The following is a 13378-nucleotide window of genomic DNA, read 5'->3' on the forward strand; positions in this document are numbered from 1 at the left end:
TGTTGTTGCGGGTATGGCGGAATTGGCAGACGCGTCAGACTAAGGATCTGGTGGGCGTTACAGCCCGTGATGGTTCGAATCCATTTACCCGCATCATAGAGGGCTGTTCCAAAATTATTATTTTGGTATGGCTTTTTTATTTATGTATAAGTCGAATAATAGGGTAGCAGACTTGAATGAAGCTACTGTCTAATGAATTAATCGGATATTATGATATAGGAGAATTTATAAGATGCCTAGAGCCGTAAAAATAAAAGCTAGTGCACATTATGTGCCAGAGCGTGTAGTAACTAATACTGAACTATCCAATTATATGGATACTTCGGATGAGTGGATTCAAAAGCATACGGGAATAAAAACACGACATTATGCGATTAATGAGAATACATCAGATCTTTGTGCGAAGGTGGCCAAAAATTTATTAACTGAATCCAAGGTTGAAGCAAGTGAAATTGATTTAATCATAGTAGCTACAATCAGTCCAGATTCAATCACGCCTGCTACAGCAGCACTTGTTCAACAAAAAATTGATGCTGTAAAAGCTTTTTCTTTTGATATAAGTGTTGCTTGTGCGGGCTTTATCTTTGCGCTAAGTACTGCAGAGAAATTTCTGCGTCAGGGAAATTATAATAAGGCAATTGTAATTGCTGCCGAAGTAAATTCAAAAATGATGGATTTTTCTGATCGAACTTCTGCTGTTTTCTTTGGTGATGGGGCTGGTGGAGTATTGCTAACAGCAAGTGATAATCCAGATGATGAAGTATTCATTGCGGAAAAGTTGGAGACAAGTCCAGCACCTAATGTAATTCATAGTGGAAGAATTGCTCCATTAAGCGAGATTTCAAGAAATAGTTATCCTAAGATGGATGCTTTTTATCAGGATGGGCGTGCGGTCTATGAATTTGTAACGTCAATAGTTCCAGAGCATATTACTAATTTGCTTGAACAAAATGGCTATACAAATGCTGAGTTAGAATTAATCGTGACACATCAAGCAAATTTGAGGTTAATTGAAAATATTGCAATTGGGATAAATGTACCCCTAAGTAAGTTTGAAACAAATGTTGAGTTTTATGGTAATACATCTTCAGCGGGAATAGCCATTGGCCTCGATCAAGCACTGAAACGTGGTGAAAGGCCACATGTTGCATTATTAACAGGTTTCGGAGCAGGACTATCATATGGCAGTATGTTGCTAGATTTATCAAGAATATAAAAAAGTTTTACGATATGAAACTTGATTACTTGGAAACAATTAAAATTAGAGACTTAACTAAACGTATAAGCAGAAGGAGTCTGGGTCAAAAGTTAGCTTTTGACCCAGACTCCTTTCTGCTTTATTACGAATAAATGTATTTCATAAGTCAGAATTCTCTGTCTACCTTCAAATTACTCATAGTAAAGCAACCCTGACTATGTTTGTAATTTTGAATTATGTCACAGTCCCGCTGTTTTTTTATAGTGCAAAAAAAGATTGAATCAAAATTTAAATTTGATTCAATCTCTGAACTAATTTAGATTATTTTATATTTAATAACCATAATGGGAAGGGGAGCTTGAGGAATAGGTGCCATAGGTCGAACGAGAGCTTGAAGAATAAGCACCATAACTTGATGAAGAACTCGAACCATAGGTAGAATTTGAACCATAACTAGATATTTGACCGACAAAAGTTGCATTTGAAGGATTCAATCCTAATTCTGAACGAATTTTATTAGAAATTTTTTGCTTTTCTGCCGCTGTGGCAACCTGATATGATAGACCACCAATTGTTGCATCTTCGCCCTGAAGGACATAGGATTTGATGGTTCCCGCTGCATCCTTATAGTTAGTTTCAATGGTCATCATGTCATTGAAAGTCAGGTCCGTTTGCATATTATCTTTGACTGTATTTAATATTTTTTGGAAGTTGGATATAGAAGAAATCGTCAGCAGCTTAGAAACAATTGCCTCAATTACCTGTTTTTGACGTTTCTGACGACCATAGTCACCTTCTGGATCGGTATACCGCATTCTTGAATATGCCAAAGCTTCATTACCATTTAGAGTTACAGTTTTACCCTTGGTAACATTTGCATAGCTATAATGGAAAGTTAGTAGAGGATCGATTGAAACACCACCAACTGCATTAACTAATTTTGATAATCCACCCATATTAACTAGTAGATAGAAGTCGATTGGAATATGAAGAGTATTTTGCACAGTTGAAATTGCGGCAGATGTTCCTCCAATTGTATAGGCGGAATTAATCTTGTCATAAGAATTAGACGAGCCGGTGATTTTAACCTGCGTATCACGTGGAATACTTGTCAAGGTTGCCTTTTTGGTTTTAGGATTGATTGTAGCAACAATGATTGTATCAGTACGCCCCTTATCAGTTCTCCCTAGGTCACCAGTATCGGTTCCTAGAAGTAAAATGGAAAAAGGTTTTTTCTTCTTTAAAATCTGAGAAACATTTCTTAATTTTTTAACTTTGGTTTTTTGGTACGTTTTGTCAAGAGTTTGTTGAGCAGCTCCTATGAGACTGCGAGCGTAGACGCCAGCTCCATAAAATAAAATCAGTACCACAATCAGTCCAATTAAACTTAATACTCTGCGTTTCTTATGTGGATTCCTTCTGCGATGGTCATGATTGTCTTCCCTTCTTCTCAATGGAGATGACGTTGAAAACTCATTTTTATTATTGTTATTCATCAGTAACTCCTTAATCAACTATTATTATAAGAATTATACTACTAAGAGTTATTAATTGAGTAGCATAACTTAAAATTAAATTTTTTTTAAACTATTTTGAATATTCAAATAAAATAGTCTAATTAAAAAGCAAATAAAATTTTCTCATAAGTTGTGATATACTGATGGATGTTTATACATGAAAGAAAGAAGAAAGAAGAAAGAAGAAAGAAGAGAGATGAGAGGATGAGTGTTTTTGAGCACAGCATTTCGGGTGTGCTGGTAATATTAGTGATGATAGTGCTAGGGTATATTTTGGCAGAACGTGGGTGGTTTGGTGAAAAGTCAACTAAATTAATAGCTAGATTAGTAACACAAATTGCATTACCGTGTTATATGGTGTCAACGATTGTCACGAGATTTAACGCGGATGATTTACCCAGAATGTTGCCAGACTTGAGATTCCCAGTTATTTCGATGGTGATACTAATGGCATTTGCATTTGCAATTGTAAAAATATTTAGGATTCGCAAAAGTCATGCCGGATTATTTTCATCGATGTTTTTCAATTCGAATACAGTTTTTGTAGGTTTACCGATTAACCGTGCACTTTTTGGAGCTGACAGTATACCGTATGTATTAATCTATTATATGGCAAACACTACTATTTTTTGGACATTGGGTACTTACTTAATACAACGAGATGGTGGATTAAAAAGTCAGTTAGATTGGAAGAAGGCTTTAGGTAAGATTTTTTCACCACCACTGATGGGCTTTATAGTAGGAGTCATTTTCGTTTTATTAAAAGTCCAATTACCAGTATTTGTTAAGTCTGACTTGGATTACATTGGTAATCTGACGATCCCACTTTCGATGCTATTTATTGGAATCTCTGTTTCACATGCGGGACTTAATCATCTTGCATTGCATAAAGATAATATCCTAGTATTAATGGGACGGTTCTTATTTGCGCCGGCATTAATGTTTTTGCTAGTTATGCCAGCGGATATGCCGGTTTTGATGAAACAAGTTTTTATACTTCAATCGGCAATGCCTGTTATGACGAATGCTCCAGTCGTTGCGAGTTTGTATGGTGCGGATTCTGATTATGCGGCGGTGATGGTCACAGAAACAACGTTAATCTCACTTGCGGTTGTGCCGATTTTAATGTTAGTTACACAAAGTATTTAAAAAGAGGGGTAGTTGTGAAAAAAACAATAATTTATGTTCTTATATCAACATTTATGTTCAGTTCAATGGAAATAGCGCTAAAGGTTGCCGGTGCGACTTTTAATCCAATTCAATTGAACCTTATTCGTTTCTTCATTGGTGCATTGGTTTTGCTGCCATTTGCAAGCAAGGGACTGAAAACAAGCAAACGAAAGCTTGGAAAAGAAGATTGGTATCTTTTTTGTTTGACTGGATTTCTTTGCGTAATTGTTAGTATGACACTTTTTCAGTTGGCTGTTGTGGCAACTAAAGCTTCAACAGTTGCAGTTTTGTTCAGTTGTAACCCAGTGTTTGCCCTAATATTTGCATTTATCATTTTACGAGAACATTTGGGAAGAGCGAACTTAATTGCTGTTGTAATATCTATCTTAGGTCTGCTTGTAATCATTGATCCACTGCATCTTACTAAACCAATGGGAATTATTTTGGGCGTTTTAGCAGCAGTCACATTTGGTTTTTATTCAATTATTTCACGTTATGGTTCTATGAAGAGGGGACTAAATGGGATTGTGATGACTTGTTATACATTTGTAGCTGGGACTATTGAATTACTTATACTCTCACTAATTACACATATACCATTTATTGCTAAGTTTTTAGGGAGTGTTCCAAGTCTAAAAACTTTTCAAAATTTGCCAATACTGCAAAATATAACAATTGGTTCACTGCCAATGTTGCTTTATTTGGGTGTCTGTGTCACAGGCGGGGGGTTTGCTTTTTATTTCCTTGCAATGGAGAATTCAAATGTTTCAACAGCTTCCCTAGTGTTTTTTATAAAACCGGGATTAGCCCCAATTTTGGCAGCAATGTTGATTGGAGAAAAGGTAACGGGACTTACAATTATCGGAATCATAATTATTTTATTAGGCTCCGTTGTAACATTTTTGGGTAATCGTGTCAAAGAAGAAACGATTATACCCAAAAATTGATGATGGGTTTATATATTTCAAATTTAGAAGGGAATTGTTGTTAAAAACAACTAAGGCCCTTCTTTTTTAGTACTTTTTTACACATGAAGTCCACTAAAAGAATCACTATTAGTGGTTAAACCGATTATGTTCGTAAATTTTAACTAAACGTGTGCATAAGATGGATAAAATATTTGTGATTGCTCTTTGTAACTTTTGAAATATTAATGTAACAGAAATGTCTAAAAGCACCATTCTTGAGCTGATTTTGTAAATATAATGTAATGCTCATTATTGTGCAAGCATGGTAGAATTATTCTTGTAGTTAAATTGTACATAAATAATTAAAAAAAAACATTTAATCAAATGTCAGAGGTGTATGTCAGTGGAACATAATTTAATTTCAAAAACTGTACTCGTAGTTGCATCACTTGTAGCAGTTGTTAGCTTAGGAACTAATGCTTCAGCTTCAGATACTGCAACACAGATTAATGATGTTAATCAAAAAATTTCTGATACACAGAAGTTAGTAAGCGAAAGCCAGACGAAGCTTTCAAAGTTACAAGATCAGCAATATTCGGATTCAGTTGAGATTGCTTCATTGACAAAAAATATTAATGCTAGAAAATCTCATTTAGCTGAACAAGCACGTTCGGCACAACAAAATGATACCGGGAGCCTAATTGAGTTCTTAACGGATTCAAAGAGTTTTAGTGATGCAATTGATCGTGTTGCTACTGTTGCAACTATGGTTCAAGCAAATAGTCAAACTTTGCAAGAACAGAAGAGTGATCAGGAAAAAGTTGCGGCTGATAAAAAGCAAGTTGATGAATCTGTTACAGCTCAGAAAAAAGCCAGTGAGAAGTTGAGGAATGATATGGCTGATTTGGCAGTTCAAAAGATTCAATTAAAAGTTAAAAAGGCTAAAGAAGATGATGCAAAGAAACAGGCTGAAGAAGCTTTAGCAGCAGCGCAAAAGGCAGCAGCAGCAGTTAAGGCTGCTAAGAGCAGTGCAGAGGCAAATAGTGCACTTGCGACTGCTACAAAGGCTGTAACAACAGCTTCTTCTGGAAACAGTAGTACAACTACTTCAAACACTGCTGCAACCAGTTCTAATACTTCTAGCACTACTACAAATAATTCGGCAACTGTAACACAAACTGCCTATTCAACAACAGCAGCAAGTTCAAACGTAGATACGAGTTCAGTTGTTGCGGCTGCATTGTCTTTGACAAAACTGAATATTCCTTATGTTTGGGGTGGAGGATCTCTTTCAGGAATGGATTGTTCAGGCTTGACAGCATATGTTTATTCTAAGTTTGGAGTATCGCTTCCACATAATACTGTTTCGCAAGAGGGATATGTTACATATGAAGCTGTTTCGCAAGCTCAACCGGGAGATTTATTATTCTGGGGTGGCAAAGGCAGTTCGTATCATGTAGCAATTTATATCGGAAATGGCCAGTATGTTCATGCACCAAGAACAGGTGAAACAGTAAAAGTTGGAACAATTTCAGGATATACGCCTTCGTTTGCAGGACGTTTAAAGTAGTAGCATTTTAAATCAACTGACATTTGATTAGTGAAAAGAGTATCGTTAAGTTGGTAAATCTTAAGTTTTAGCATGAAGCTAGATGAAGAATTTTGACTTATGAAGCATGGTTATAAGGAAATAATAAGGAGACCGGGTTGAAAATTAACTTGGGCTCCTATTTCCTTTGAATAAACTATTCTAGATCAAAAAAATCTGATATGATAAAAGCATTAGGTAAAAGGATCAGAGGAGAGAGAAAACATGGTTAAATTAGTTTTGCTAAGACATGGACAGAGTACTGCAAATCTGGTAAATGAATATACTGGCTGGTCGGATTCACCATTAACTCTAGAAGGAGAGCGTCAGGCGAAAAAGGCTGGAGTCCTCTTAAATACAGAAAAAATTATTTTTACTGAATTGCATACATCTGTACTGACACGTGCAATTAAAACCGCAAATATTGTGCTTGAGTGTATTAATCAAAATAGTATCCCAGTTGAAAAAACATGGCGCTTGAATGAAAGACATTATGGGGCTTTACGAGGGTTAAATAAACAATGGACAAGAGAAATTTATGGAGAAAAAGAGGTTGCATTGTGGCGGAGAAGTTTTACCACTGTACCTCCTAGGATGAGTGAGCCGGATGAAGACCGAAGATATTCGGCTTATCCCAAGACGATTCTACCACTGGCAGAAAGTTTAAAGGATGCTTCTGATAGAATTATTCCATATTGGATAGATAGTATTGCACCCAAGTTAATTCATCAAAAAAATCAAATAATTGTTGCACATGGAAGTACCTTAAGAGCATTAATTAAATATATTGAAGAAATCAGTGATTCAGCAATTGATGGTGTCGAAGTCGAAAATGCGGTTCCGATTATCTATGAACTTAATAGTAGATTAAAGATTATTTCCAAAAGAGAATTAAGATAAGTTCATTAATTTTTAGTTGGTTTGCTAGGTTATTCAAAAATAAGAAATTGGAGACTTCTAAACGTAGGAAAGGGGGCGGCCAAATTTAACATTTGGCCACCCCCTTTGTCCTGTATAAACGTGTTCCATAGGTCAAAATTCTCCGTCTAACTTCAAATTACTCATAGCAACCTTCTCGCTATGTTCGTAATCTCGAGTTAGTACTCAAATTTTCTCGACTTATGTCATACTCCTCTGCTACACTTAAGTACATATTTTTAGAGATTAAAATATTTCGTTCATCTTCGAGTTTTAACGATGTATCGAAAACTCTTATACAGAAGATGATAATTTATGCCAAAGCACCCATTGGATCCCAAGGCGCAAGGACTTTTGGTTCTTCTTTGAGAACTTCTTGTAATTCTGCAGAGAGAAATTTCTTATTAACGACAATTTGATAGCAATATTCATTCATCCAATTGTTACTCATAACGAAGAAACCGTCTGTACCAACTTTTTTACCCCATGAGTTTTCGACTTTCCATTTAGTTGGTTCATCATCAACCAAATCAACACCAGTTAAAACCATAGCATGAGTCATGAGACTTTCGCCATAGTCCAATCTTTCAGCTTTGGAAATGCTTAAGTCAATATCAAAGAGTTCATCTTTATGGTATAGCGCAGTATCCATAATTCCCTTTTGACGGTCAGAAGACTGGCCGACATCGCAACCAAACCACACACTTTCACCGCTCTGAAGCTGCTTTACTGCAACGTTGCGGAAGGTTGCCATATCAACGTTCAAGTGACGGACTGGGCGACCATCTACGACATTACCAAGCATTTCAACTGTGTACATGTGATTGTATGGTTTATCAGCAGTTGGACCGTTGATGATTGAAACATAATCGTCCAGGTTCCAACCAACATACTTGTTAAAGAAATCAATAGGTGTGATGTTGCGTTCAATATGATAGTTTTTGTCTGAATCGCGATACTCAAAGTCAAAATGAGTAGGTGGTTCACCAAAGCTATAAGCTAACATCCGATATGCATCATCCAGCATCTTCTCTTTTATATCTTCAAGCTCTTTCTCTGATATTCCATCGGCAACTAAGTTACGCAAAGTCACAGCATCCTTGCGTAATTTTAAGTCGAAAGTGTTATTGAATTCACGTGAAGCAGAAGAGTTGAATGTTTCAGGCATAGCTGATTGAGGAACTACACCATATTTTTCGATGATAGCTACAATCATATCCCACTGCCCACCATCTTGTTGAGGTGTTGTCATCAGGAAGGAAACTTTACGGTCTGATGTTGGTAAAGCAGCTGTGGTAATTACATTTTCATAGAAGTAATTGGCTTTTTCGAGTTTGTCCCAGAAAAATGTATAATTTTGTGAAAGTTCAAAATTCTTTGGTACATTGAATTTATTTTTCATATCATGGCGCATTGTATTCAATGCTGCAAACATCCAACAACGACCTGATTGCTTTTGATTAGCAACATCACCAGTATCCAAGTCAATTGAGAAAACAGGAGTCATGCTGACTTCTGAACGATAATCGGCTGAAGTTGTATAAATTCCATTTTTTGTAACTGCGCGCTCAAGAACTTTGTGTTCTGACCGTCTTGCAAGAGAATTTTTAAATTTTGATAATTGTTGGTGCTTGATAGCTTTGCTCACTATTTGTCACTCTCCTTAAAAAGATATAAGAACATTATATGATAAAAGAAGTAACACGTAAACCTTGCTGGCAATCAGCGCGCTTCTAGAACTTTAGGACCATCATCATAGCCAACGATAACAGTGTTAACGGTGTTTAGGAAGAGACCATGTTCAACGACACCAACTTGTGTTTTTAAATAAGCAGCAAGCTTCAGTGGATTCGTTATTTGTCCTAAATGTAAATCAATTATATAATTAGCAGAATCGGTTCGTAGTTTTGCACCGTCAGCAGCCAATCTGAAAGTCGGTTGAAATCCTTTAGAATCAAAACGTGTAAAAACTTTTTGACTGCCATAAGGAATGACTTCAACTGGAAGAGGAAATTTTCCCAATCTATTCACGAGTTTACTTTGATCCACAATCCAGATGTTTTTTTGCGAGTTAGTGGCCACGATTTTTTCGAATAAAAGTGCAGCACCGCCACCCTTGATTCCCTGAAAGTCGGTACTAACCTCATCGGCGCCATCAATCGTAAGATCAATGTGGTCAACTTCATCGACTGACTTTAGTGGGATTCCCAATGAAGTTGCCTGCTTGGCTGTTTCCTCAGAGGTGACCACCCCCGTGATCGATAGCTGTTCTTTTTGAATCTTTTTTGCAAGTTCACTTATCATATATTTAACTGTTGAACCGGTTCCCAAGCCAACAATCATATCATCAACGACCCAATCAACTGCCTTTTTTCCGACAAGAGCTTTTAACTCATCTTGATTCACGATATTCACCTCATTAATTATTTTCTGCTTTGAGTAGATATTGATACTCAGAATGTTTCTCGAAAAACTTCTTTGTATACGGGCATAACGGGATAATTTTCTTGGACTTGTCAGCGACTTTTGCGAGAAAATCCTTTGTAATTTTTCCAGCTAACCCTGTTCCACGTGCACTCTCATCTACCCAGGTGTGTTCAACCAAGTATGTTTGGGAGTTATCAAGCAATGAAAAGCCAATATGTGCGATAGGTTTTTCATCAGCTTCCGAACGATAATAATCAAAGGAATTTTCTGTGAATTTAGTAATCATATAAAACACCTCTTTTTTTGTTTAATTATAGCATATGAGAAGGTACTGTATCTGTTTATTAAATAATGATAGAATAGTAGAATAAATTATGGAAAGAGTGATATTTTGAGAAGAGGATTTGAGGTAGTAAAACGATTTAACGAAGAAGAAATTACATTGCCAACGCGTGCTACAAAAAATGCAGCAGGCTATGATTTTTATGCGGCGCAGGACTTTGTGCTGCCATCAATCTGGAAACTTAATTTTCTAAAAATTTTATGGAGTATCAAAAAAAAGCAAGCGATTACGAACATTGATTATGAAAAAGCAAACAAGATCCTTAAGCCCTTTTTAGTTCCCACAGGAGTCAAAGCATACATGGGAACAGAAGAATTTTTGATGCTTGCAAATCGCTCTAGTAACCCACTGAAAAGAAATTTGATTTTGCCGAACGGAGTGGGAATTGTGGATGCTGATTATTATGGCAATGCTGATAATGATGGAGAGATATTCTTTCAGCTCATGAATTTTGGTATCAGGGATGTGACAATCAAGAAAAATGAGCGAATTGGGCAGGGAATCTTCATTCCGTTTCTAACGGTTGATAGCGAAGAAGAACCATTGAGGAAGCGAACGGGCGGTTTTGGATCATCAGGTAAGTAAAAAACCGTAAAGAATCAGGGAATGATGCTTAAAAAAAGTCAAACATGATATGATGAGTTGAGTAAGTGAAAGAAGGCTAGCAAGTGGTCAAGATTAAAACGCAGTATGTGTGTCAAGACTGTGGATATTCTTCACCTCGATATTTGGGACGTTGCCCAAATTGTGGTGCTTGGAATACATTGGTTGAAGAGGTTGAACAGTCTAATAAAGCCAATAAAAAAGCAAGAGTTAGTTTTAGCGGTAACAGCCCCAGACCACAATTAATTGATGAAGTGGACGTCCAAGATAATCCGCGAACAACGACTGCATCAGTCGAACTTGATCGTGTCTTAGGTGGTGGAATCGTACCAGGTTCTCTTATTCTAATAGGTGGAGATCCTGGAATTGGGAAATCCACGCTGTTGCTTCAACTTTCGGGGCAATTAGCAAAGCAAGAGTTAACGGTTTTGTATGTGTCTGGCGAAGAAAGTGCAATGCAGATTAAGTTACGGGCACAGCGTCTGGGAATAAAAGGGCAGAAGTTTTATTTATACCCAGAGACCGATATGACAAGTATTCATCAATACATTGACAAGTTAAAACCTGATTTTGTAGTCATTGATTCGGTTCAAACCATGCAGGAACCTGAAATGGCTTCCGCGGTCGGGAGTGTTGCACAGATTCGGGAGGTTACAGCTGAGTTAATGCAAATTGCAAAGACTAACGGAATAACCATCTTCATAGTTGGGCATGTCACAAAGGGTGGGGCAATCGCTGGACCCAAAATATTGGAACATATGGTTGATACGGTTCTGTATTTTGAAGGAGATTTACACCATGCATATCGAATTTTGAGGGCTGTAAAAAATCGATTTGGCTCAACAAATGAAATCGGAATTTTTGAAATGAAAGAAGGAGGGCTATATGAAGTTGCCAACCCTTCTGAAATTTTCTTAGAAGAACGACTCAGCGGGGCAACGGGGTCCGCCATCGTTGTTTCTTTAGAGGGTACTAGACCTATTTTAGTTGAAATTCAGGCACTTGTTACACCAACGGCATTTGGAAATGCCAAGCGAACAACGACGGGGCTAGATCATAACCGAATCTCGCTGATTATGGCTGTTCTTGAGAAGCGTGCAGGCCTTTTGCTACAGAATCAAGATGCATATCTAAAGGCAGCTGGTGGTGTGAAGTTGGATGAACCTGCGATTGATTTGGCGATCGCAGTTAGCATTGTTTCAAGTTATCGAGATGCCCAGTCACAAGCAACCGATTGTTTCATTGGGGAACTTGGGTTAACCGGTGAAATCAGAAGAGTTAATCGGATTGAACAAAGGGTTGCTGAAGCTGCAAAGCTTGGTTTCAAAAGGGTAATTTTACCTAAGAATAATTTGGTTGGATGGACTCCCCCGAAAGATATAAAGGTTGTTGGTGTTTCGACTTTAGGCGAAGCGTTGAAGGTGACCTTTAACTAATAATTTAGGAAGGAGAAAGAAATGAGAAAAATAATGATAAAAGTTGTGCTCGCTGTCTTAGGAATTGGTGCAGGATACACCTTCATGCCTCCGGTTTGGTTATTGATAGGTCTTTCAGATCATATCTGGTTTAATAATTTTGCTGTAAATATTTTAATTGGATTAGCAGTAATGCACATTGTTTCAATATTTGTGACTGAGCCGCTGGAGAGATTAATAAAGAGACTAGAAAACAACTTGGCACAACAAAATCCGTATGTAATAATTTCAACTAGTCTTTCGGTCGTTGTAGGCCTGATGATAGCTGCCTTGATATCAACTTTGGTTTCGCATTCACAAGTGTTTTTATTAAACACTGTGATTCCGATAGTTTTAATGGTTATTTTCGGTTATTTGGGATATTTTGTAGGAAGAAATCATCTAGATTTTTTTAAAAAACTTATGAGTAGTAGAAGACAGCGTACAGAAAAAAAAGTAGAGGATCTCGATAATGCTAGCGTTTTGGAGAGAAAAACTGGTGATAACTTTCACCGTTTAAAACTCTTAGATACAAATATCTTGATTGATGGTCGAATTTATGATTTGGTCAATACAGGTTTTATTGAAGGAACATTGATTGTACCAAATTTTGTATTATACGAACTCCAGTATATCGCTGATTCTGCAGATAGCATTAAGAGAGTTCGGGGGCGACGTGGCCTTGACATTCTTAATAAGCTGCGCGCTGATAAAAAAGTTCCCGTTGAAATGTATGAGGGTGACTTTGATGACATTCAAGAGGTCGACAGCAAGTTAATTAAATTGGCCAAACTTCTGGATGCCGTGGTTGTTACAAATGATTATAATTTAAATAAGGTCAGTGAGTTTCAAAATGTTGAAGTGTTGAATGTTAATGCTTTGGCGAAAGCATTAAAACCCAGAGTGGTACCAGGAGAAAAAATGACGGTTACTGTAATCAAGAATGGTACGGAAAGGCAGCAAGGGGTTGCATACTTAGATGATGGAACAATGATTGTCGTTGAAGACGGGCGGTATTATTTGAACAACCCGATTGAAGTGGTAGTGACAAGTGCATTACAAACAGATGCTGGGAGAATGATCTTTGCTAAGCCAGTGCATTCAACTAGAGGAATCAAAGAAAAAAATTAAAATAAGAAACTTTTATTTGGTTGGTTTATTTTTCTGTATATTCATTGTAAAATTATTATTGTATCGATTGTTTTGACTATGGATATTAGTCTGATTAATCAATTCAGAAAAAGAAAGAGGC

At 36.9% G+C, this 13378-nt stretch carries 12 protein-coding genes and 1 tRNA gene; 9 read left to right on the forward strand and 4 right to left on the reverse strand.

Annotated elements, in window-relative coordinates; translation table 11 throughout:
• Positions 1–7: 7 nt before the first annotated feature.
• Positions 8–93 (forward strand) — tRNA-Leu (locus tag ABF682_RS02810).
• 139 nt (positions 94–232) lie between these two features.
• Positions 233–1216 carry a beta-ketoacyl-ACP synthase III gene (locus ABF682_RS02815; protein ID WP_289977764.1) on the forward strand — a complete coding sequence of 328 codons (984 nt, stop codon included), beginning with the start codon at positions 233–235 and terminating at the stop codon, positions 1214–1216.
• A 314-nt stretch (positions 1217–1530) separates the two neighbouring features.
• Here the strand turns inward: ABF682_RS02815 and ABF682_RS02820 are convergent, their stop codons facing one another.
• Entirely contained in the window at positions 1531–2694 is a 1164-nt protein-coding gene (locus ABF682_RS02820) for an LCP family protein (protein WP_415618959.1), read from the reverse strand.
• 225 nt (positions 2695–2919) lie between these two features.
• Between ABF682_RS02820 and ABF682_RS02825 the strand changes: the two genes are divergently transcribed.
• The 4 genes from ABF682_RS02825 (at position 2920) to ABF682_RS02840 (ending at position 7281) form a co-directional block, all read left to right on the forward strand.
• Positions 2920–3864: an AEC family transporter gene (locus ABF682_RS02825; RefSeq protein WP_289977769.1), complete on the forward strand. Its 945-nt coding sequence runs from the start codon at positions 2920–2922 to the stop codon at positions 3862–3864.
• 14 nt (positions 3865–3878) lie between these two features.
• Positions 3879–4832, forward strand: coding sequence for a DMT family transporter (locus tag ABF682_RS02830; protein WP_289977771.1), 954 nt, complete (start codon positions 3879–3881; stop codon positions 4830–4832).
• A gap of 358 nt (positions 4833–5190) precedes the next feature.
• Positions 5191–6363 (forward strand): NlpC/P60 family protein, encoded by a 1173-nt coding sequence (locus ABF682_RS02835; RefSeq protein ID WP_415618960.1) that lies wholly within the window; start codon positions 5191–5193, stop codon positions 6361–6363.
• A gap of 243 nt (positions 6364–6606) precedes the next feature.
• On the forward strand, positions 6607–7281 hold the full coding sequence (locus ABF682_RS02840; RefSeq protein ID WP_415618961.1) for a 2,3-bisphosphoglycerate-dependent phosphoglycerate mutase: 675 nt from the start codon (positions 6607–6609) through the stop codon (positions 7279–7281).
• A gap of 331 nt (positions 7282–7612) precedes the next feature.
• On the opposite strand, the gene ABF682_RS02845 is transcribed toward ABF682_RS02840, so the two are convergent.
• The 3 genes from ABF682_RS02845 to ABF682_RS02855 form a co-directional block, all read right to left on the reverse strand.
• A complete protein-coding gene (locus tag ABF682_RS02845; RefSeq protein ID WP_415618962.1) occupies positions 7613–8947 on the reverse strand; it encodes a C1 family peptidase in 1335 nt (444 codons plus the stop codon).
• A 74-nt stretch (positions 8948–9021) separates the two neighbouring features.
• Positions 9022–9705, reverse strand: a complete 684-nt coding sequence (gene rpiA / locus ABF682_RS02850) for a ribose-5-phosphate isomerase RpiA (RefSeq protein ID WP_289977777.1) — start codon at positions 9703–9705, stop codon at positions 9022–9024.
• 13 nt (positions 9706–9718) lie between these two features.
• A complete protein-coding gene (locus ABF682_RS02855) occupies positions 9719–10012 on the reverse strand; it encodes a GNAT family N-acetyltransferase (RefSeq protein ID WP_415618963.1) in 294 nt (97 codons plus the stop codon).
• A gap of 105 nt (positions 10013–10117) precedes the next feature.
• Between ABF682_RS02855 and ABF682_RS02860 the strand changes: the two genes are divergently transcribed.
• The 3 genes from ABF682_RS02860 to ABF682_RS02870 all read left to right on the forward strand — a co-directional run bounded on the left by ABF682_RS02860 (position 10118) and on the right by ABF682_RS02870 (position 13257).
• Positions 10118–10654, forward strand: a complete 537-nt coding sequence (locus ABF682_RS02860) for a dUTP diphosphatase (RefSeq protein ID WP_415618964.1) — start codon at positions 10118–10120, stop codon at positions 10652–10654.
• A gap of 83 nt (positions 10655–10737) precedes the next feature.
• The gene (radA, locus tag ABF682_RS02865; RefSeq protein ID WP_289977782.1) at positions 10738–12108 is read left to right on the forward strand and encodes a DNA repair protein RadA; all 1371 of its coding nucleotides are present in this window, start codon (positions 10738–10740) and stop codon (positions 12106–12108) included.
• 21 nt (positions 12109–12129) lie between these two features.
• The gene (locus ABF682_RS02870) at positions 12130–13257 is read left to right on the forward strand and encodes a PIN/TRAM domain-containing protein (protein ID WP_415618965.1); all 1128 of its coding nucleotides are present in this window, start codon (positions 12130–12132) and stop codon (positions 13255–13257) included.
• The last annotated feature ends 121 nt before the right edge of the window (positions 13258–13378 follow it).

Origin of the sequence: Liquorilactobacillus sp., assembly GCF_047719775.1 — a bacterium.
Taxonomy (GTDB): Bacteria; Bacillota; Bacilli; order Lactobacillales; family Lactobacillaceae; genus Liquorilactobacillus.

Coding starts and splice junctions, on each gene's coding strand:
- ABF682_RS02835 (WP_415618960.1), top strand. CDS start 5,191: ATGTCAGTGGAACATAATTTAATTTCAAAAACTGTACTCGTAGTTGCA.
- ABF682_RS02815 (WP_289977764.1), top strand. CDS start 233: ATGCCTAGAGCCGTAAAAATAAAAGCTAGTGCACATTATGTGCCAGAG.
- ABF682_RS02840 (WP_415618961.1), top strand. CDS start 6,607: ATGGTTAAATTAGTTTTGCTAAGACATGGACAGAGTACTGCAAATCTG.
- ABF682_RS02825 (WP_289977769.1), top strand. CDS start 2,920: ATGAGTGTTTTTGAGCACAGCATTTCGGGTGTGCTGGTAATATTAGTG.
- ABF682_RS02870 (WP_415618965.1), top strand. CDS start 12,130: ATGAGAAAAATAATGATAAAAGTTGTGCTCGCTGTCTTAGGAATTGGT.
- ABF682_RS02855 (WP_415618963.1), bottom strand. CDS start 10,012: ATGATTACTAAATTCACAGAAAATTCCTTTGATTATTATCGTTCGGAA.
- ABF682_RS02820 (WP_415618959.1), bottom strand. CDS start 2,694: ATGAATAACAATAATAAAAATGAGTTTTCAACGTCATCTCCATTGAGA.